This window comes from Tepidimonas ignava, from assembly GCF_004342625.1.
Classification (GTDB): Bacteria; Pseudomonadota; Gammaproteobacteria; order Burkholderiales; family Burkholderiaceae_C; genus Tepidimonas; species Tepidimonas ignava.
Genome location: NZ_SMAH01000005.1, coordinates 142,917 through 160,709 on the forward strand (window position 1 = coordinate 142,917; position 17,793 = coordinate 160,709).

The following is a 17,793-nucleotide window of genomic DNA, read 5'->3' on the forward strand; positions in this document are numbered from 1 at the left end:
TGCGCGGATGGTCCGTGGGCGGGGTTTTGACTAAAATCAAGATCGTTTGTCAACACGTGAGGAGTCAGTCCGTCATGGCACACGCGCCCGAGCACACCCCCGAGCCCGACGTGGCCGAGTCGATCGTACACGTGATCCCGTGGTTGATCCCGTTGGCGGGCGCCATTTTGATGTTCCTGCTGGCCTTCATCGCCGTGATGGTTGGCTGAACACCCGGCACGCCTGCGTCAACCCGGTGCCGACCGCACCGGGTTTTTTGTTGCCGGCGCGGCTGTCAGCCAACTGTCATCAAGTCATGCAAAGTTTGCATGACGATTTCGGCGACGGTACGTACCGCCGGGGGCCGCGCTTCCTACAATGACCCGCCACGGCGCGGGCGGGTTGTGCTTGGCGCCGCCTCCCCACCTCCTCGTTGTTTTTTGTTGGTGCCGCGCCGATGAACGCTCCCGTGATGCAGGGCCTGCCGCTCAACCCCCCGCCGTACGTCAAACACGCCCGCCTGATCGCCTGGGTGGCCGACATGGCCGCGCTGTGCAAGCCCGACCGCATCGAATGGTGCGACGGCAGCCAGGCCGAGTACGACCGCCTGTGCGAACAGATGGTGGCCGCGGGCACGCTCAAACGCATCAACCCCGCCAAGCGCCCCAACGCCTACCTGGCCTGGACCGACCCTTCGGACGTGGCGCGGGTGGAAGACCGCACCTTCATCTGCAGCGAACGGCGCGAAGACGCCGGCCCCACCAACCACTGGATGGCGCCGGCGGAGATGCGGGCGATCCTGCAGCACGGCAAGGATGGCCAGCCGGGGTTGTTCGACGGCTGCATGCGTGGCCGCACCATGTACGTGGTGCCGTTCAGCATGGGGCCGCTGGGTTCGCCGATCGCGCGCATCGGGGTGGAGCTGACCGACAGCCCCTACGTCGTCGTCAACATGAAGCTGATGACGCGCATGGGGCGCGCCGTGTACGACGTGTTGGGCAGCGACGGCGCCTTTGTGCCCTGCGTGCACACGGTGGGTGCGCCGCTGCAGCCGGGGCAGGCCGATGTGGCGTGGCCGTGCAACCCCACCACCAAGTACATCGTGCACTACCCCGAAACGCGCGAAATCTGGTCGTACGGCTCGGGCTACGGCGGCAACGCGCTGCTGGGCAAAAAGTGCCTGGCGCTGCGCATCGCGTCGGTCATGGGCCGCGACGAGGGCTGGCTGGCCGAGCACATGCTGATCCTGGGGGTGACCAGCCCCGAAGGAAAAAAATACCATGTCGCGGCGGCCTTCCCCAGCGCGTGTGGCAAGACCAACTTCGCGATGTTGATCCCGCCCAAGGGCTTCGAGGGTTGGAAGGTCACCACCATCGGCGACGACATCGCGTGGATCAAGCCCGGCGCCGACGGGCGGCTGTACGCGATCAACCCGGAGGCCGGCTACTTCGGCGTGGCGCCGGGCACCAACACGCTGACCAACCCCAACTGCATGGCCAGCCTGACGCGCGACGTCATCTTCACCAACGTGGCGTTGACCGACGACGGCGACGTGTGGTGGGAGGGCATGGGCGAGCCGCCCGCGCACTGCCTGGACTGGCAGGGCAAGGACTGGACGCCGGCGGACGGCGCGGCCGGACGCAAGGCGGCGCACCCCAACGCGCGCTTCACGGTCGCGGCCACCAACAACCCGGCGCTGGACGCCGCGTGGGATTCCGCCGAGGGCGTGCCCCTCGACGCGCTGATTTTTGGTGGGCGCCGCAGCGACACCGTGCCGCTGGTGACCGAGGCCCGCACCTGGATGGAGGGGGTGTACATGGCCGCCACGATGGGCTCTGAAACCACTGCGGCGGCGTTTGGCGCGCAGGGCGTGGTGCGGCGCGACCCGTTTGCCATGTTGCCGTTTTGCGGCTACCACATGGGCGACTATTTCCAGCACTGGCTGGCGATGGAGCGCCGCCTGGAGGCCACCGGCCACACGCTGCCGCGCATCTTCTGCGTCAACTGGTTCCGCAAGGGGCCGGACGGCCGCTTCATCTGGCCGGGCTACGGCGAAAACATGCGCGTGCTCAAGTGGATGATCGACCGTCTGGAAGGGCGTGTGCAGGGCGAGGACCACGCGTTTGGCATCAGCCCCACCTACGACGAGATGCACTGGGAAGGCCTGGACTTCGGGCCCGAGCAGTTCGCCGCCGTGACCGACATGAACCCGCAGCATTGGGCGCGTGAGCTGGCGCTGCACCAAGAGCTGTTCGACCAGTTGGCGCAGCGCCTGCCCCGCGCGTTGGCCGAGACCCGGGCGCGCATGGCGCAGCGCATCCTGGGCTGACGCCCGCGGCGCGGCCGGCGCCGGGGGCGCTCAGACGTAATACAGGCTGTAGCGACGCCCGCTGGGCATCGTCCACAAACCTTCGGCGGCGCTGGCCGCCCACTCGCGCAGCAGCGCGCCGTGGTCCGGCGTGTCCACCGTGGCCAGCGGCGCCAGGGCGGCGTCCCAAGCGGCCGGGCTCTCGGCGCGGGTGCGTTGCGCGTCCAGCTCCGCCTGCACGCGGTGGTCCAGGCGGGCCAGCGCGGCGGTGCGGGCTTCGGCCCGCGCGCGTGCCCGGGCCTGCGCCCAGCCGTCCAGCAGGGTGCCCAGGCGCTGGGCCAGGCGCCGTGCGGGCGAGGCCAGCAGCACGCTGCCGAGAAACACCACCGCCCACATCAACACCCAGGCGGCCAGCAGGTGGCCGTCGGCCCAGGTGTCCATCAGGCGATCGGTGACGACAGCCAGCGCCGCCACCCCAGCCGCCAGCAGCAGCGTGGCCAGGGCGCGCGGCGCCACGGCGCGGCGCGCGGCATCGACATGGGTGCTGGCCCCTGCACCCCGGGTGGGGGTGGCGGTGGGGGCCGACGAGGTCAGGATGGTGCTCATGGCAGGCTCCCGAATGTTGCAGTGCAAAAAAGTCGGTGCTCGAATATTAGGGTTATCCCTGATGCTATTCAACTTTTGTTTGTAAATGGCTTACATTCACGTGGGTGATGACCAAGGTCAACTTCCGCACGCTCGACCTCAACCTGCTGCGGGTTTTCGACGAGGTGATGGCCGAGCGCAGCCTGACGCGGGCCGCGCACAACCTGGCGCTGACGCAGCCCGCCGTCAGCAACGCGCTGCGCCGGCTGCGTGAGCTGCTGGGCGACGACCTGGTGCGGCGCAGTGGCTACGGCGTCGAGCCCACGCCCTACGCGTTGCAGTTGTGGCCGGCGGTGCGCGAGGCGTTGCAGCGCCTGCGCGCGTCGCTGGCCCCGGGGCCGTTCGACCCCGCGCAGGCGCAAGACGCCTTTGTGCTGGCGATGGCCGACGCCACCGCTTCGCAGGTCATGCCGGGGCTGGTGGCGATCCTGGACCGCGAAGCGCCTGGGGTGACGCTGCGCGTGCTGCCGTTGACCACGCGCGACCCCCGCCCGCTGTTGGAGCAAGGCGGGGTTGACCTGGCGATCGGCTACTTCCCCGGCGTGCTGGCGGAGCTGGGCGCGACCCACTTGCAGGAGCAGGTGCCGCGCTTCCTGTCGCAGCGGCTCTACGACGGCCGCTACGTGGTGGCGATGCGCCGCGGCCACCCGCTGGCGCACGCGCGCCTGACCCTGGACGCCTACTGCGAGGCGCGCCATCTGTTGGTGAGCTTTTCCGGGCGGCCGTTTGGTTTTGTCGACGAGGCGCTGGCGGCGGTGGGCCGCCGGCGGCGCATCGTGCTGACGGTCAACCAGTTTTTCACCGCCGGGCAGGTGGTGGCGGCGTCGGACCTGCTGACGGTGCTGCCGCAGCATTTTCTGGGCGCCACCGGGCACGCCGAGGCCTTGGCCACGCAGCCGCTGCCGCTGCAGGTGCCGCCGGTGCATGTGGACATGTTGTGGACGCGCGCGCACGACGGCGTGCCGGCGCAGCGCTGGCTGCGTGCCGCAGTGCAACGCGCGGTGGCCGCCGCGGGGCCGCGCGATGGCTGAGCTGCGCATCCAGCTGCTGTCCGACCTGCACCTGGAGACCAACCCGGGTTGGCAGCCGCGCCCCCACCCCATAGCCGATGTGCTGGTGCTGGCCGGCGACATCGGCTCGTACCAGCGCGGCGCCGACGGTCGCATCAAAATGACCGAGCCCGACTGGGGGCTGGCGCGCTTCGCCCGCTGGCCGGTGCCGGTGCTGTACGTGCCCGGCAACCACGAGTACGACGCGCTGGACTGGGACCAGGCGCACGCGGGCCTGCAGGCGGCCTGCGCGCGCCACGGCCTGCACTGGCTGGAGCGCGCCAGCACCGTGTTGCACGGGGTGCGCTTTGTGGGCACCACGCTGTGGAGCGACTACGACGCGCTGGCCACCGTGCCGCTGCGGCGCAAGGGCCGCGCCCGCCCGATCACCGACGCGCAGGCGCATCGCGAACAACAGCGCCAGCGCGCCTACCGCGCGGCCAACCACCACCTGGCGCAGGCCGCCACGCAGCGCCACGGGCGCCTGTTCGACGCCGAGGCCATGCGCGCCGAGGCCCTGGCGTGCCAGGCCTGGTTGCGCGAGGCACTGGCGCAGCCTTGGTCGGGGCCGACGGTGGTGGTCACGCACTTTGCCCCCAGCCTGCGCAGCGCCGATCCGCGTTACGGTCTGCAGCCGGGCACGGCCGGCTTTTGCAACGCGCTGGACGACCTGCTGGCCCACGTCGACCTGTGGCTGCACGGCCACCTGCATTGCCGCCACGACTACCGCGTGGGCCGCTGCCGGGTGGTGGCCCACCCCCTGGGCTACGCCGACAAGGGCGAACAGCAGGGCTTTGACCCCGACCGGCTGATCATCCTGCCGCGGCCTTGAGGCCGATCGCGGCCGCAGGGTCAGGACCCTGCCAACGCCTGTCGCGCGGCCCGTGCCAAAAAGCCACTGCGGGTCTCGCCGTGGGCGCGGGCGTACGCATCCACACGGGCCAGCAACCTAGCCGGCAGGGTGATGTTGATTTTTTCGGCCTTGCCTTCAAAACGGCTGGTGTCGACATCGACCAGACCCCAGATCCAGCCGGCAAACTCGGGGTGGGCCTGCCAATGCGCCAGTGGCTTGGGCGCAGGGATGTCCTGCCCGTCTTCGGCCAGCGCCTCCAGATGGGCCTCAATGGCTTGTACCGCGTTGGCAAAGGCGTCCTCGGCGCTGTCGCCGGCCGAAAAGCACCCCGGCAAATCGGGCACGACCACGCCCCAGGCCGAACGCTCGTCACCCGGTTCGATGGCGATTGGGAATTTCATGGCGTTGCTCCTTCACTTGAGGCCCGCCTGCTTCATCAGCTTGTGCACCAAGCCTTCCCCGAGGTCCTTTTTGGGGTGGGGCACCGTCAGGTGGCCGGGTTTGTGCGGATGCGTGAACACGTGGTGGCTGCCCTTGACCGAACGCAGGACCCAGCCGTGCGCGTGCAGCATCGCTATCAATTCCCGGCTGTTCATGGTGGTTAGTATAACCACCGTTGGAGGCGGGCGGGGCCGATACCGGGTACCGCATCCGCCACCAGCGCCCATGGCACGACCAACGCTATCATGCGCCTATGCTCAAACGCATTCGGGTCGAGGATGTGCGGCTGGGGATGTACATCCACGGCTTTGCGGGGTCGTGGCTGGACCATCCGTTTTGGCGCAGTCGCTTTTTGTTGGACGATCCGCGCGACCTCGAGCGCATCCGCGCCAGCGCCGTGCGTGAGGTGTGGATCGACGTCAGCCAAGGGGCCGACGTGGCGCCCGACGCCAGCGTGACGGCCACCGCCGACACACCCGAGGCCGCCGCCGAGGAGACCGCGCGGGTGTTGGACGAAGCCCTGCAGCGGCGTGTGCAGCCGACCACGCAGCCGCAGGAGCTGCAGCGCGCCGCCCGCCTGTTGGCCAGCGCGCACGGCGCCGTCAAAGACATGTTCCACGACGCGCGCATGGGCCGCGCCATCGACCGCCAGGTGATGCGCGCCGTGGCCGAGGACATTGCCGACAGCGTCACGCGCAACGCCGGCGCCCTCATCAGCCTGGCGCGGGTCAAGACGGCCGATGAGTACACCTACATGCACTCGGTGGCGGTGTGCGCGCTGATGGTGGCGTTGGGGCGCCAGTTGGGTTTGCCCGACGAGTTGGTGCGGGCGGCGGGCTTTGCCGGCCTGCTGCACGATGTGGGCAAGGCCGACGTGCCGCTGGAGATCCTCAACAAGCCCGGCAAGCTCACCGACGACGAGTTCGCCATCATCCGCGAGCACCCGCGCAAGGGGTGGCAGCGGCTGCGCGCCGCCGGCATCACCGACGAGGCGGCGCTGGATGTGTGCCTGCACCACCACGAGCGCGTCGACGGCACCGGCTACCCCGAGGGGCTGTCGGGCGAGGCGCTGACGTTGCTGGCCCGCATGGGGGCGGTGTGCGACGTGTACGACGCCATCACCTCCAACCGCCCGTACAAAGCGGGGTGGGACCCCGCCGAATCGCTGCGGCGCATGGCCAGCTGGAAAGGGCACTTCGACGAGCGGGTGTTCCAGGCCTTTGTGCGCAGCCTGGGCATTTACCCCACGGGATCGCTGGTGCGGCTGTCCAACCAGCGGCTGGCGGTGGTGGTGGAGCAAAACCCGGGTAACTTGCTCAAGCCGGTGGTCAAGACGGTGCTGTCGCTGCGCAGCGGCGAGCGGCTGGTGCCCGAGCGCATCGACCTGGCCGCGCCAGGGTGCAAGGTCACCATCGAGCAGCGTGAAGACCCGGCGCAGTGGCGCATCCCCGATCTGGACGAGATCTGGTCGGGCATCCCGGGGCTGGGGCGCGCGTCGGCGCACGCGTAGCGCGCGACACGCGCGGTCGGCTACGCCAGCGGCTCCAGGTGGGTGTGCGCCGCGGCGCGCAGCGCGGCGCTGATGCGCGTCAGCGCATCGGAGGCCAGGTTCCAGCAATGCCAGTGCAGGGCCACCGCGTAGTGGGCGTGGGGCGCGACATCGACCAGGGTGCCGTCGGCCAGCCCGGGCGCGGCCAGCCGCCGCGGCACCACCGTCACGCCCCAGCCGGCTTGGGCGGCGCGCACCTGCCCCTCCGACGACGGCACGAAGCACTGCTGCAGCCGCACCTGCGCCAGACCAAACGCCTGGCAGACAAAATCGCGCTGCAAATCGTCCTTGCGGTTGAAGGCCACGAAAGGGACGCGGTGAAAATTGTGCGGGCTCAGCTGCCCCCCCAGCGCCTGCTGGGCGAACGTGGGGCTGGCCACGGCCACGTAGGGCATGCGGCCCAGCGGCTCCAGCCGGCAGCCACGCAGCGGCTGCGCCAGCGACGTCACGCAGCCCATCACCTGCCCCTCGCGCAGCCACTCGTGCGTGAAGTCCTGGTCGTCGTGGATGATTTCCAGCAGCACGCCCTCGCGCACCAGCGGCGTGAGCGCCTGCAGCGCCCAGGTGGCGATGCTGTCGGCGTTGATGGCGATCGACACCCGCCCCTCGTCGCGCGAGCGCTGCGCCAGCGTGGGGTCGAGCTCGCGCAGGTCGTGCTCCAGGTCGGCGCGCAGCAGCCGCATCATCTTGGCGTGTTTGATGAGCAACTGCCCCGCCGGCGTCGGGCGCAACGGTCGGCTGCGCACCACCAGGACGGTGCCCACCTGCGCTTCCAGCGCGCGCAGCCGCTGCGACACCGCCGACTGCGTCACCGCCAGCCGCTGCGCCGCGCGTTCAAAGCCACCCTCCTCGACGATGGCGGCCAGGCACTCCAGCGCGTCGGGGTCGAAGGTGGTGGTCATGGTCAGGCGATGGCGTGGGGGCTGGGACGTGGATAAGATTTTCTGATGACATCGTCGTTTGGTCAATGAGGCTTCACAAAGCGCTCGCGCCCGGGCACACTGCGCCGCACGACGACGGCCGGCGGGGTGCGGCAGCGGGTGCCGCGCGCACGGCCGTGGGGGAACGACGATGCGAGTGGTGGTTTTGGGCGCGGGCATCATCGGCACCTGCACCGCGTGGCACCTGCTGCAGCGCGGGCACGAGGTGGTGCTGGTGGATCGCCAGCCCGACGCGGCGCTGGAGACCAGCTTTGCCAACGCGGCGCAGATTTCGGTCAGCTACTGCGAACCGTGGGCCAACCGGCAAGCGCCGCTGAAGGCGCTGAAGTGGATGTTCGACGCGCAAGCGCCGCTGCTGTGGCGCCCGCAGCTCGACCCGGCCCAATGGCGCTGGCTGTGGCGGTTTTTGCTGCAGTGCAACGACCGCGCCTTCGAGCGCAACGTGGCGCAGTTGGTGGCGCTGGGCGCGTACAGCCACGCCACGCTCAAGCAGATGGTGGCCGACACCGGCATCGAGTACCAGCGCAGCCAGCGCGGCATCGCGCACGTGTACTCGGACGCGCGCGCGTTCGACGAAGCCGCCACCGCCGCCGAGCTGATGCGCCGCCACGGCGTGCAGCGGCAGGTGGTGGGGCGCGACGAGCTGCTGCGCATCGAGCCGGCGCTGTCCGCCTACGCCGAGCGCATCGTCGGCGGCACCTACACCCCCAGCGACGAGCATGGCGACGCGCGCGTGTTCACGCAGGCGCTGGCGCGGCTGTGCGGCCAGCGCGGCGCGCAGCTGCTGTTTGGCCACGCGGTCCAGCGGCTGGAGGTGGCCGGCGGCGAGGTGCAGGGCGTGCACCTGCGTTGCTTGGCCACCGGCCAGGCGCGTGCGCTGCGGGCCGATGCCTACGTCGTGGCGTGTGGCTCGTACACCACGCCGCTGCTGGCCACGGTGGGCGTGCATGTGCCGATTTACCCCGGCAAGGGCTACAGCGCCACGCTGGCGTTGCGCGAGCCGGCGCGCGCGCCGCAGGTCAGCATGATCGACGACGCGCGTAAGATCGCCATTTCGCGCCTGGGCGACCGGCTGCGGGTGGCCGGCACGATCGAACTCGGCGGCTTTGACCTGCGCCTGGACACGCCGGTGGCGCGCGCGCGCTGCCACATGCTGCTGCAGCGCATCGAGGAGCTGTTCCCCGGCGTGGCCGACACACGCCCGCCGCAGCAGGGCGGCGAGCCCCAGTTCTGGTGCGGCCTGCGCCCGGCCACGCCGACCAACATCCCGCTGATCGGGCGGCTGCCGCTGCAGCGGCTGTGGATCAACGCCGGGCACGGCACCCTGGGGTGGACGCACGGTGCCGGGTCGGGGCGGGCGCTGGCGGAGCTGATCAGTGGCGAGCGCCCGGCGTTGGCGATGCACTTCGTTGGCGTCGACAGCGCGCGCGGTGGCGCGCCCGCGGTGCGCACGGCTTCGCGCTGGGCGTGAGCGGCCGCCGAGCTGTGGGGGCTTCGAGCCCGCGCGTCGGGCCCCGGGCCGGCCACGCGGCACAATCACGGCCCATGTTGCATCCCTCGCCCGAGCGGTTTCGGGCGGCCCTTGGGCGCTTTGCGACGGGGGTGACCATCGTCACCACGCGCGCGGCCGATGGCGCGCCCGTGGGCCTGACCGTCAATTCGTTCAATTCCGTGTCGCTGCAGCCACCGCTGGTGCTGTGGAGCTTGGATGTGCGCTCGCGCGCGCTGGCGGCGTTCACCCACGCCACGCACTGGGCCGTGCACGTGCTGGGCGCGCAGCAGCAGGCGCTGGCCGAGCGCTTTGCCCGCCGCGACGTCGACCGTTGGGCCGGCGTGCCGTGGACGCCCAACGCCGAGGGGGTGCCGCTGCTGCCGGGGTGCTGCGCGTACCTGGAGTGCCGCGCGCGCAGCCGCTACCCCGAGGGCGACCACGTGATTTTGGTGGGCGAGGTGCTGCGTTGCCAGCATGACGACGGGGCCGGCGCCCTGCTGTACCATGGCGGGCGGTTTTTCACCGCCGCCCCATGAGCGTGACGACCACCGCACTGCCCGCGCGCAAAGACCACCTGGACACCTTGGCGGTGACGGTGCTGGTGGCGTGCTGCGCGTTTTGGGGATTGCAGCAAATCCTCATCAAAGTGGCCGGGCGCGAGATCGCCCCGTTGTGGCAGGCGGCGCTGCGCATGTGGGGCGCGACCACGCTGCTGTGGTGGTGGTGCCGCTGGCGCGGCGTGGCGCTGGGGCAGCGCGATGGCTCGCTGCGCGGCGGATTGCTGGTGGGCGCGCTGTTTGCCGCGGAGTTCGTGTGCATCTACCTGGGGCTGCAGTACACCCCCGCGTCGCGCCTGACGGTGTTTTTGTACACCAGCCCGTTTTGGGTGGCGCTGCTGCTGCCGCGCTGGGTGCCCAGCGAACGGCTGCGGCCCGTGCAATGGGTCGGGCTGTGCGTGGCGTTTGTCGCGGTGGCGCTGGCCTTGGGGGAGGCGTTCGTGCACGGCTCAGCGCCGGGACAGTGGAAGGGCGATGCGCTGGGGCTGGCGGCGGGCGTCTTTTGGGGTTTGACGACGGTGGCCATTCGCACGACGCGCGTGGCCACGGTCAGCGCGGAAAAGTCGCTCTTTTACCAGCTTGGGGTCACCGCGCTGGTCACGCCGCTGCTGTCGTGGGCGTTGGGCGAGACGTGGTCGCTGGACTACTCCGCCGTGGCGTGGGGTTCGGTGGCGCTGCAAACGGTCGTGGGCGCGTTCGCCAGCTACCTGGCCTGGATGTGGATGCTGCGCCACTACCCGGCCACCCGCATGGCCACGTTCACATTTTTGACGCCGCTGTTCGCGCTGGTGTTTGGGGTCGCGCTGCTGGGCGAACCGTTGACGCCACGCCTGTTGCTGGCGCTGCTGGGGGTGGCCGCCGGCATCGTGCTGGTCAGCCGGCGTTAGTCCACCCGCACCGCGTCCAGCGCCGGGTGCAGCTCGTCGAGCCAGTAATCGACCTCGGCGGCGCCGATGTGCAGGTGCGTCAGACACGCCGCCCCGTGCGCGGCCCAGTCCTGCGGTTCGGCCACGCCTTCGTGCAGCAGCACCAGCCGGTCGGCGATCAGGGCCATCGCCACCAGATGGCGCACGGTGTCGGAGTAGCGCGCATCGTCCAGGCAGGTGAAGTCGTGGTGCAGCCGGATCGCCACCGCCACCGCGCTGGGCAGCCGCCAGGCGCGCGCGACGATGGCGCCCACCACCGCGTGGTCGGTGCGGTGGTTGGCGTTTTCGGTTTGGGTGAAGGTGCGGTCCTTGCGCGCCAGCGCCTCGGCGATGGTGGAGGCGTAGCCGCGCACCGCGCGCAGCAGCACCGGCATGCCGACGTGGCAAAACAGCCCAAAGGTGTACGCCAGCCCCACGTCCATGTCGTACAGCTGGCGGCCGATGTGCTCGCACGCGATGGCGCGGCGTGTCGAGGTCTCCCAAAAGTGCGCCAGCACCGGCGAGTGCACGTGCAAGGCCGAGCGCGTCAAAAAGCCCATCAGCAACTGCACCGCGGGGCGCACGCCCATCACGGTGAGCGCCTGCCCCACGGTGGCCACGGGCGTTTGCAGCCCGTACACGGGGCTGTTGGCCTGGCGGATCAGCGCCGCCGCCATGGCCACGTCGGCGCTGGCGATGGCTTCGAGCACGCCGGGCTCGGGGTCGCCGTGCGCAGTGGCGTCCAGCAGCTGGCGCAGCAGCTGCGGGCAGGGGGGGATGACGATGTCGCGCACAGGCCCACGGGTGCGGGCGTGGTCGAGTTCGGCTTCGATGGCGGCGTCGCGCATGGGCACTATTGTGCCGTTGGTGCTTGACCGGGCGTTGACACGGCGGCCGAGGCCGCGGTGTCGCCGGCCGGCAGGTGGCGGCGGGCGTACTCGATGTACCACGCCAGGCACTGGGGGTTGGCCATCGCATCGGGGTTGACGACCCGCTCGGGGGGGTGGCCCAGCAGCAGCTTTTTGATCGGCAGCTCCTGCTTTTTGCCGCTGAGCGTGCGCGGAACGTCGGGGGCCTGCTCGATGACGTCGGGCACGAAGCGCGGCGACAGCCGCGCGCGGATCGCCGCGCGGATGCGCTCACGCAGCGCGTCGTCCAGCGTCAGCCCCGGACGCAGCACGACGAACAGCGGCATGAAGCTGGCCCGGCCCAGGTATTCGACGTCCACCACCAGGCTATCGAGCACCTCGGGCAGGGCTTCGACGGCGGCGTACAGTTCGCTGGAGCCCATGCGCAGCCCGTGGCGATTGAGCGTGGCGTCGGAGCGCCCATAGATCACGCAGCCGCCGTCGGGGCGCACCTCCAGCCAGTCGCCATGGCGCCACACGCCGGGGTAGGTGTCGAAGTAGCTCGACAGGTAGCGCGCGTGTCCGGGGTCGTTCCAAAAGTACAGCGGCATCGACGGAATGGGGCGCGTGCACACAAGCTCGCCGACCTGGCCCACCAGCGGGCGGCCGTGCTCGTCCCACGCCTCCACCGCGCAGCCCAGCTGCCGGCATTGCATCTGGCCAGGGATCTGCGGCCGTTCGCGGTGGCCGCCGATGAAGGCGCCGCAAAAATCGGTGCCGCCCGAAATGTTGCACCACCACACCGGGCCGCCGGGGCCGCCCGGCAGCGCGCCGGCCTGCACGGGGCGACCCGCCAGCGCGTACACGCGCTCGAACTGCGCGCTGCCCCAGCGTTGCACCTCGGCCGGCAGCGGCGAGCCGGTCGAGCCCAGCGCGCGGATGCACGACAGGTCGTGGCCCTGGGCCTGCAGCGCGGCCAGGTCCACCACGGCCTTCATCATGTGGGTGTACAGCGCCGCGCCGGCGCCGAAAAACGTCACCCGGTGCCGCGCCGCGAAGCGCCACAGCACGCTCCAGTCCGGCTCGTCCTTGCGGCCACCGGGGCTGCCGTCGTACAGCACGATCGTCGTGCCGCCCAGCAGCCCCGCCACCTGGGCGTTCCACATCACCCAGCCGGTGGAGCTGTACCAGTGGAAGCGCTCGCCCCACGCGTTGGCGTCGTAGCTCGGGCCGATGTCGTTGTGCAGCACCTTCAGCGCCAAGGCGGTCAGCACGATGCCACCGTGCCCGTGCACGATCGGCTTGGGCAGCCCCGTGGTGCCGCTGGAGTACACGATCCACAGCGGATGGTCGAACGGCACCGGTTCGGGGGCAAAGGCGCGCACCGCGGCGTCGTCGCGGTCGGCCAGGGCGGCGAAGTCGTGCGTGTCCGCCACACGTTCGGCCGCGTAGGGGGTGCGCAGCGTGATGACATGCTGCAGCGTGGGCAGGCCCGCGCGCAGCTCGCGCACGGTGGCGCTGCGGTCCAGCGGGCGCCCGCCGTAGTGCACCCCGTCGGCGGCGATCAGCATCTTGGGCTCGATCTGGCGGAATCGGTCCAGCACCGCCGCGGTGCCCATGTCGGGCGCGCACAGGCTCCAGATCGCCCCCAGGCTGGCGCAGGCCAGCAGCGCCACCACCGCCTCGGGCCGGTTGGGCAGGTACGCCGCCACCCGGTCACCGCGCTGCACCCCCAGCGCGCGCAGACCCACGGCCAGCGCCGCCACCTGGCGTTGCAGCTCGCGCCAGCCCAGCGTGCGCACGCGGCCCAGCTCGTCCTCGGCGATGATGGCCGGCATGCCGGCGGCCTCGGCCGGTGCGACGTGCCGCCACACCTGCGCGGCGTAGTTGAGCTGCGCGCCCACGAACCAGCGCACGTGGGGCATCGGCCCACCGTGCAGCACCGCCTCGATCGGGGTGGGTGAGTCCAGATCGAAGTAGTCCCACACGCTGCGCCAAAAGCCCTCCAGGTCGCTGACCGACCAACGCCACAGCGCGTCGTAGTCATCGAACGTCAGGCCGCGGTGGGCGCGCAGCCAGCGCTGGTAGCGGCGGATCTGGGGCTCGTACGGGGGGACGCGGGGATGGGCGCTCATGGGCCGCAGCTTAGCCAACCCGGGCGGCGGCGCGGCGTCACCTGGGTGTCAACCCTGCGCCGACCCACCCGATGCTGACAGCAGGCTTGCAGCGGGCGGCCCAGTGCGGGCACAATCGCGCCCATTTGCTACGACGCGAGGAGCGAGAACCGATGTTCCACTGGACCCCCCAATCCGACGCCGTGCTGCGCGACGGTGGCGTCATCGCCCCGGACGAGCGGCTGCCGTGGCCGCAGACGGCCTTGCTGGGTGTGCAGCACCTGATTGCGATGTTCGGCGCCACGGTGCTGGCGCCGATCCTGATGGGGTTCGACCCCAACGTGGCGGTGCTGATGAGCGGCATCGGCACGCTGATCTTTTTTCTGGTCACCGGCGGCAAGGTGCCCAGCTACCTGGGGTCGAGCTTTGCCTTCATCGGCGTGGTGATCGCCGCCACCGGCTACGCCGGGCCAGGGCCCAACGCCAACATCGGCGTGGCGCTGGGGGGCATCATCGCCTGCGGGGCGCTGTATTTCGTCATCGGCGCCGTGGTGCAAGCGTTGGGCACCGGTTGGATCGAGCGCCTGATGCCGCCGGTGGTGACCGGTTCGGTGGTGGCGGTCATCGGCTTGAACCTGGCGCACATCCCGGTCAAAAACATGGCGCCGACGCCCTTCGACGCCTGGATGCAGGCGGTGACCTTTGTGTGCGTGGGGCTGGTGGCGGTGTTCACGCGCGGCATGGTGCAGCGGCTGCTGATCCTGATGGGGCTGATCGTGGCCAGTGTCGTGTACGCGGTGCTGGCCAACGGCCTGGGGTTGGGCAAGCCGCTGGACCTGTCGGGCGTGGCGCAGGCGGCGTGGTTTGGCCTGCCGCAGTTCAGCGCCCCGGTGTTCAGCGCGCACGCGATGGTGCTCATCGCCCCGGTGGCCATCATCCTGGTGGCGGAAAACCTGGGCCACATCAAGGCGGTGACGGCGATGACCGGGCGCGACCTGGACCGCTACATGGGCCGCGCCTTCATGGGCGACGGCGTGGCCACGATGGTGGCTGGCAGCGTCGGCGGCACCGGGGTGACGACCTACGCCGAAAACATCGGCGTCATGGCGGCCACCAAAATCTACTCGACGGCGATTTTCGTCGTGGCGGGGCTGATGGCCATCCTGCTGGGCTTCAGCCCCAAGTTCGGCGCGCTCATCCAGGCCATCCCGCTGGCGGTGATGGGCGGCGTGTCGATCGTGGTGTTCGGGTTGATCGCCGTGGCCGGGGCCAAGATCTGGGTCGACAACCAGGTGGATTTTTCCGACAACAAAAACCTGCTGGTGGCCGCCATCACGCTGGTGCTGGGCACGGGCGACTTCACGCTGAAGTTCGGCGACTTTGCGCTGGGCGGCATCGGCACCGCGACCTTTGGCGCGATCGCGCTGTACGCGCTGCTCAACCGCGGCGGTGCGGCGGCGCGCTGAAGCGTCAAGCGGGCGGGCGCCGCCGTTGGTCGGCTGGCGCCCGCGCGGGCGCGTGGCGCGCGCTACACTGACCACGTGAACACGGTTGCCAACATCGCCACGTCCGGCATGGCCGCTGCGCAGGCGCGCCTTGACGCGGCGGCGTCCAACATCGCCAACCTGCCCACCGAAGGCTACCGCCGCGTGCAGGCCCGTGCCGAGGCCGAGCCCAGCGGGGGCGTGCGCACCCGCACCGAGCGGCTGCCCGAGCCAGGCAGCGACGTGGCCGCCGACCAGGTCGAGCAGCGCATGGCGGCGGGGGCGTTCGTGGCCAACCTGAAGGTGTTCCAAGCGGCCGACCGCATGCTGGGCCGGCTGCTGGACACCGACGCCTGAGGCACCGCCTGCGCCACGCCGCCAAAAACAACGCCGACCACGGGGCCGGCGCTGGGGGTGTTTGTCTCCTCGGAGCCCTCGATGACCGGGGCCTGGCCCGGGTCGAGTGTCCCCATTCTAGGGGCGTGGCGCGGGCGTGGGTGTCCGGATTTACCCTGATCGCTCAAGTCTGCGCCAGGATCCAGCGGGCGGCTTTTTCCGCGATCATCAGGGTGGGGCTGTTGGTGTTGCCACTGGTGATCGTTGGCATGATGCCCGCGTCCACCACCCGCAGCCCCGCGATGCGCCCGCCGCGTCCGTCGCGCACGCGCAGGTGCGGGTCGGTCACGGCCATCGGGTCGCCGTCGGGCCCCATCGCGGTGGTGCCCACCGGGTGAAAGATGGTGGTGGCGATGTCGCCGGCCAGCCGCGCGAGTTCGTCGTCGGTCTGGTACTGCGGGCCGGGCTTGTACTCGTCGGGCTGGTACGGGGCCAGCGCAGGCTGCGCGACGATGCGCCGCGTCAGCCGCAGGCTGGCCGCGGCGATGCGGCGGTCGTCCTCGGTGGACAGGTAGTTGGGGGCGATGGCCGGCGCGTCCTCCCAGCGCGGGGTGCGGATGCGCACCGTGCCGCGGCTGGTCGGGTTGAGGTTGCACACGCTGGCGGTGAAGGCGTCGAAGCGGTGCAGCGGCTCGCCAAACGCATCCAGGCTGAGCGGCTGGACGTGGTACTCCAGGTTGGGCCAGCGCTGCTGCTCGTCGCTGCGCGTGAAAGCGCCCAACTGGCTGGGCGCCATGCTCATCGGCCCGCTGCGCGTCAGCAGGTACTGCAGGCCGATGCGCAGCTTGCCCCACGGGCTGTTGGCCAGGGTGTTGAGCGTGGTGGCGCCGCGCACGCGGTACACGGCGCGGATTTGCAGGTGGTCTTGCAGGTTGGCGCCCACACCGGGCAGGTCGGCCAGGACCGGAATCCCCAGCGGTTGCAGCCACGCCGCCGGCCCCACGCCCGAGCGCTGCAGGATGGCCGGCGAGCCGATCGCGCCCGCGGCCAGGGTGACTTCGCGTGCCGCGCGCACAACGACGCGTTGCCCGCGCACGACCACGTCGACGCCGCAGCAGCGCAGCGGCGCGCCCGGGCCACCCTCGAACACCAACCGCGTCACCTGGGCATCGGTCCACACGGTCAGGTTGGGTCGGCGGCGCACCGGATGCAAAAACGCCTTGGCGGCGTTCCAGCGCCAACCGGCGCGCTGGTTGACCTCGAAGTAGCCGACGCCTTCGTTGTTGCCGCGGTTGAAGTCGTCGGTGGCGGGGATGCCCGCCTGCTGCGCGGCTTGCGCAAAGGCGTCCAAAATAGCCCAACGCAGCCGCTGGCGCTCGACGCGCCACTCGCCCGTGCTGCCGTTGCGGCGGTGCCCGTGCAGCGCGGCCAGCGTCGGGTCATCGTGGGCGTCCAGCCGCCAGTGGTCCTCGTGCGCGACGAAGTCCGGCAGGCACTGCTCCCAGCGCCAGGCGGGCTCGCCGGTGTGCGCGGCCCAGCCGTCGTAGTCGCGCGCCTGACCGCGCATGTAAATCATGCCGTTGATGCTGGAGCAGCCCCCCAGCACCTTGCCGCGCGGGTAACGCAGCCGGCGGCCGTTCAAACCGGCGTCCGGCTCCGTCTGGTACAACCAATCCGTGCGCGGGTTGCCGATGCAGTACAGGTAGCCGACCGGGATGTGGATCCACACGTAGTCGTCGCGCCCGCCGGCTTCGAGCAGCAGCACGCGCCGCGCCGGGTCGGCGCTGAGGCGGTTGGCCAGCAGGCAGCCCGCGGTGCCCGCGCCGACGATGATGTGATCGAAGACCGCGGCGTCGGCCATGGCGTCAGGCATCACCAGTTTTTCGGCAGTTTCGCGGGGGCTTGGTAGGGTTGGGCGGATCCGACGACGCGGAATTCATGATCCCACGGTAAAAACTCGTGCCGCAAGCGCCCGATCTCGCCCAGCTGCAGCATCAAGTCGTGCTTGATGGCCATCAGCGTGGACGCGGTGGTGAAATCGAAGCCACGCCGCTGTCCGTCGCGGGTGTCGAGGAACAGCCCGTTGACATAGTCGAGCAACGCCTGCGGTTGGTCACGCAACTGCTCCAGTCGCTGGCGGATGTGGGGGTAGGCGATTTTGTCGAGCCGTCCTTCCAGGACATCGGGCATGCGTTGCATGGTGGTGAGGCTCCTCGCGAGGCGCAATTCACATGACGATAACACGGCAAACCCAGCGGGGGGAGGGTGAAAACCCGTCCCCAATGCCAAATG

General features: G+C 70.5%; 18 protein-coding genes. 10 read left to right on the forward strand and 8 right to left on the reverse strand.

Features of this window, described 5'->3' with window-relative positions; translation table 11 throughout:
* Window positions 1-74 precede the first annotated feature (74 nt).
* Both EDC36_RS13470 and EDC36_RS05540 read left to right on the forward strand, forming a co-directional pair.
* Entirely contained in the window at window positions 75-209 is a 135-nt protein-coding gene (locus tag EDC36_RS13470; protein ID WP_260680264.1) for a hypothetical protein, read from the forward strand.
* Between the two features lie 227 nt (window positions 210-436).
* Window positions 437-2,308, forward strand: a complete 1,872-nt coding sequence (locus tag EDC36_RS05540; protein WP_132962247.1) for a phosphoenolpyruvate carboxykinase (GTP) — start codon at window positions 437-439, stop codon at window positions 2,306-2,308.
* 30 nt (window positions 2,309-2,338) lie between these two features.
* Here the strand turns inward: EDC36_RS05540 and EDC36_RS05545 are convergent, their stop codons facing one another.
* On the reverse strand, window positions 2,339-2,893 hold the full coding sequence (locus tag EDC36_RS05545) for a hypothetical protein (protein ID WP_132962248.1): 555 nt from the start codon (window positions 2,891-2,893) through the stop codon (window positions 2,339-2,341).
* Between the two features lie 107 nt (window positions 2,894-3,000).
* On the opposite strand from EDC36_RS05545, the gene EDC36_RS05550 reads away from it, so the two are divergent.
* Together EDC36_RS05550 and EDC36_RS05555 are read left to right on the forward strand one after the other, a co-directional pair.
* Window positions 3,001-3,963 (forward strand): LysR family transcriptional regulator, encoded by a 963-nt coding sequence (locus EDC36_RS05550; protein ID WP_132962249.1) that lies wholly within the window; start codon window positions 3,001-3,003, stop codon window positions 3,961-3,963.
* A gap of 1 nt (window position 3,964) precedes the next feature.
* Window positions 3,965-4,813, forward strand: coding sequence for a metallophosphoesterase (locus EDC36_RS05555; RefSeq protein ID WP_132962300.1), 849 nt, complete (start codon window positions 3,965-3,967; stop codon window positions 4,811-4,813).
* 20 nt (window positions 4,814-4,833) lie between these two features.
* Here EDC36_RS05555 and EDC36_RS05560 read toward each other — a convergent pair whose 3' ends face one another.
* The gene (locus EDC36_RS05560; RefSeq protein ID WP_132962250.1) at window positions 4,834-5,235 is read right to left on the reverse strand and encodes a type II toxin-antitoxin system HicB family antitoxin; all 402 of its coding nucleotides are present in this window, start codon (window positions 5,233-5,235) and stop codon (window positions 4,834-4,836) included.
* Window positions 5,236-5,247: 12 nt separating this feature from the next.
* Window positions 5,248-5,430: a type II toxin-antitoxin system HicA family toxin gene (locus EDC36_RS05565; protein ID WP_132962251.1), complete on the reverse strand. Its 183-nt coding sequence runs from the start codon at window positions 5,428-5,430 to the stop codon at window positions 5,248-5,250.
* Between the two features lie 98 nt (window positions 5,431-5,528).
* Between EDC36_RS05565 and EDC36_RS05570 the strand changes: the two genes are divergently transcribed.
* Complete coding sequence (locus EDC36_RS05570; protein WP_132962252.1) at window positions 5,529-6,785, forward strand: HD-GYP domain-containing protein; 1,257 nt, start codon at window positions 5,529-5,531, stop codon at window positions 6,783-6,785.
* Window positions 6,786-6,805: 20 nt separating this feature from the next.
* Here the strand turns inward: EDC36_RS05570 and EDC36_RS05575 are convergent, their stop codons facing one another.
* The gene (locus EDC36_RS05575) at window positions 6,806-7,726 is read right to left on the reverse strand and encodes a LysR family transcriptional regulator ArgP (protein WP_132962253.1); all 921 of its coding nucleotides are present in this window, start codon (window positions 7,724-7,726) and stop codon (window positions 6,806-6,808) included.
* A gap of 169 nt (window positions 7,727-7,895) precedes the next feature.
* Between EDC36_RS05575 and EDC36_RS05580 the strand changes: the two genes are divergently transcribed.
* The 3 genes from EDC36_RS05580 to EDC36_RS05590 all read left to right on the forward strand — a co-directional run bounded on the left by EDC36_RS05580 (window position 7,896) and on the right by EDC36_RS05590 (window position 10,701).
* Entirely contained in the window at window positions 7,896-9,236 is a 1,341-nt protein-coding gene (locus EDC36_RS05580; protein ID WP_132962254.1) for a D-amino acid dehydrogenase, read from the forward strand.
* A 74-nt stretch (window positions 9,237-9,310) separates the two neighbouring features.
* Window positions 9,311-9,793, forward strand: coding sequence for a flavin reductase family protein (locus EDC36_RS05585; RefSeq protein ID WP_132962255.1), 483 nt, complete (start codon window positions 9,311-9,313; stop codon window positions 9,791-9,793).
* Window positions 9,790-10,701 carry a DMT family transporter gene (locus EDC36_RS05590; protein WP_390617170.1) on the forward strand — a complete coding sequence of 304 codons (912 nt, stop codon included), beginning with the start codon at window positions 9,790-9,792 and terminating at the stop codon, window positions 10,699-10,701. Before EDC36_RS05585 ends, EDC36_RS05590 begins: the two co-directional genes overlap by 4 nt.
* Here the strand turns inward: EDC36_RS05590 and EDC36_RS05595 are convergent.
* Both EDC36_RS05595 and EDC36_RS05600 read right to left on the reverse strand, forming a co-directional pair.
* Entirely contained in the window at window positions 10,698-11,567 is an 870-nt protein-coding gene (locus EDC36_RS05595) for an HDOD domain-containing protein (protein ID WP_132962256.1), read from the reverse strand. The genes EDC36_RS05590 and EDC36_RS05595 overlap by 4 nt on opposite strands.
* 5 nt (window positions 11,568-11,572) lie before the next feature.
* On the reverse strand, window positions 11,573-13,702 hold the full coding sequence (locus EDC36_RS05600; RefSeq protein WP_132962257.1) for an acetoacetate--CoA ligase: 2,130 nt from the start codon (window positions 13,700-13,702) through the stop codon (window positions 11,573-11,575).
* A gap of 152 nt (window positions 13,703-13,854) precedes the next feature.
* Here EDC36_RS05600 and EDC36_RS05605 point away from each other — a divergent pair, with 152 nt between their 5' ends.
* Together EDC36_RS05605 and EDC36_RS05610 are read left to right on the forward strand one after the other, a co-directional pair.
* Window positions 13,855-15,147, forward strand: a complete 1,293-nt coding sequence (locus tag EDC36_RS05605; RefSeq protein ID WP_132962258.1) for a solute carrier family 23 protein — start codon at window positions 13,855-13,857, stop codon at window positions 15,145-15,147.
* Between the two features lie 75 nt (window positions 15,148-15,222).
* Window positions 15,223-15,522, forward strand: a complete 300-nt coding sequence (locus tag EDC36_RS05610; protein ID WP_132962259.1) for a flagellar basal body protein — start codon at window positions 15,223-15,225, stop codon at window positions 15,520-15,522.
* 163 nt (window positions 15,523-15,685) lie between these two features.
* On the opposite strand, the gene EDC36_RS05615 is transcribed toward EDC36_RS05610, so the two are convergent.
* Window positions 15,686-17,362 (reverse strand): GMC family oxidoreductase, encoded by a 1,677-nt coding sequence (locus tag EDC36_RS05615; protein ID WP_132962302.1) that lies wholly within the window; start codon window positions 17,360-17,362, stop codon window positions 15,686-15,688.
* Between the two features lie 11 nt (window positions 17,363-17,373).
* Window positions 17,374-17,700, reverse strand: coding sequence for a hypothetical protein (locus EDC36_RS05620; RefSeq protein ID WP_132962260.1), 327 nt, complete (start codon window positions 17,698-17,700; stop codon window positions 17,374-17,376).
* Window positions 17,701-17,793 lie beyond the last annotated feature (93 nt).

What these genes read in the sequence shown, in the direction of transcription:
- EDC36_RS05615 (WP_132962302.1), bottom strand. Translation starts at nt 17,362, where the DNA reads ATGGCCGACGCCGCGGTCTTCGATCACATCATCGTCGGCGCGGGCACC.
- EDC36_RS05620 (WP_132962260.1), bottom strand. Translation starts at nt 17,700, where the DNA reads ATGCAACGCATGCCCGATGTCCTGGAAGGACGGCTCGACAAAATCGCC.
- EDC36_RS05590 (WP_390617170.1), top strand. Translation starts at nt 9,790, where the DNA reads ATGAGCGTGACGACCACCGCACTGCCCGCGCGCAAAGACCACCTGGAC.
- EDC36_RS05600 (WP_132962257.1), bottom strand. Translation starts at nt 13,702, where the DNA reads ATGAGCGCCCATCCCCGCGTCCCCCCGTACGAGCCCCAGATCCGCCGC.
- EDC36_RS13470 (WP_260680264.1), top strand. Translation starts at nt 75, where the DNA reads ATGGCACACGCGCCCGAGCACACCCCCGAGCCCGACGTGGCCGAGTCG.
- EDC36_RS05605 (WP_132962258.1), top strand. Translation starts at nt 13,855, where the DNA reads ATGTTCCACTGGACCCCCCAATCCGACGCCGTGCTGCGCGACGGTGGC.
- EDC36_RS05585 (WP_132962255.1), top strand. Translation starts at nt 9,311, where the DNA reads ATGTTGCATCCCTCGCCCGAGCGGTTTCGGGCGGCCCTTGGGCGCTTT.
- EDC36_RS05565 (WP_132962251.1), bottom strand. Translation starts at nt 5,430, where the DNA reads ATGAACAGCCGGGAATTGATAGCGATGCTGCACGCGCACGGCTGGGTC.
- EDC36_RS05575 (WP_132962253.1), bottom strand. Translation starts at nt 7,726, where the DNA reads ATGACCACCACCTTCGACCCCGACGCGCTGGAGTGCCTGGCCGCCATC.
- EDC36_RS05545 (WP_132962248.1), bottom strand. Translation starts at nt 2,893, where the DNA reads ATGAGCACCATCCTGACCTCGTCGGCCCCCACCGCCACCCCCACCCGG.
- EDC36_RS05550 (WP_132962249.1), top strand. Translation starts at nt 3,001, where the DNA reads ATGACCAAGGTCAACTTCCGCACGCTCGACCTCAACCTGCTGCGGGTT.
- EDC36_RS05540 (WP_132962247.1), top strand. Translation starts at nt 437, where the DNA reads ATGAACGCTCCCGTGATGCAGGGCCTGCCGCTCAACCCCCCGCCGTAC.
- EDC36_RS05570 (WP_132962252.1), top strand. Translation starts at nt 5,529, where the DNA reads ATGCTCAAACGCATTCGGGTCGAGGATGTGCGGCTGGGGATGTACATC.
- EDC36_RS05560 (WP_132962250.1), bottom strand. Translation starts at nt 5,235, where the DNA reads ATGAAATTCCCAATCGCCATCGAACCGGGTGACGAGCGTTCGGCCTGG.
- EDC36_RS05580 (WP_132962254.1), top strand. Translation starts at nt 7,896, where the DNA reads ATGCGAGTGGTGGTTTTGGGCGCGGGCATCATCGGCACCTGCACCGCG.
- EDC36_RS05595 (WP_132962256.1), bottom strand. Translation starts at nt 11,567, where the DNA reads ATGCGCGACGCCGCCATCGAAGCCGAACTCGACCACGCCCGCACCCGT.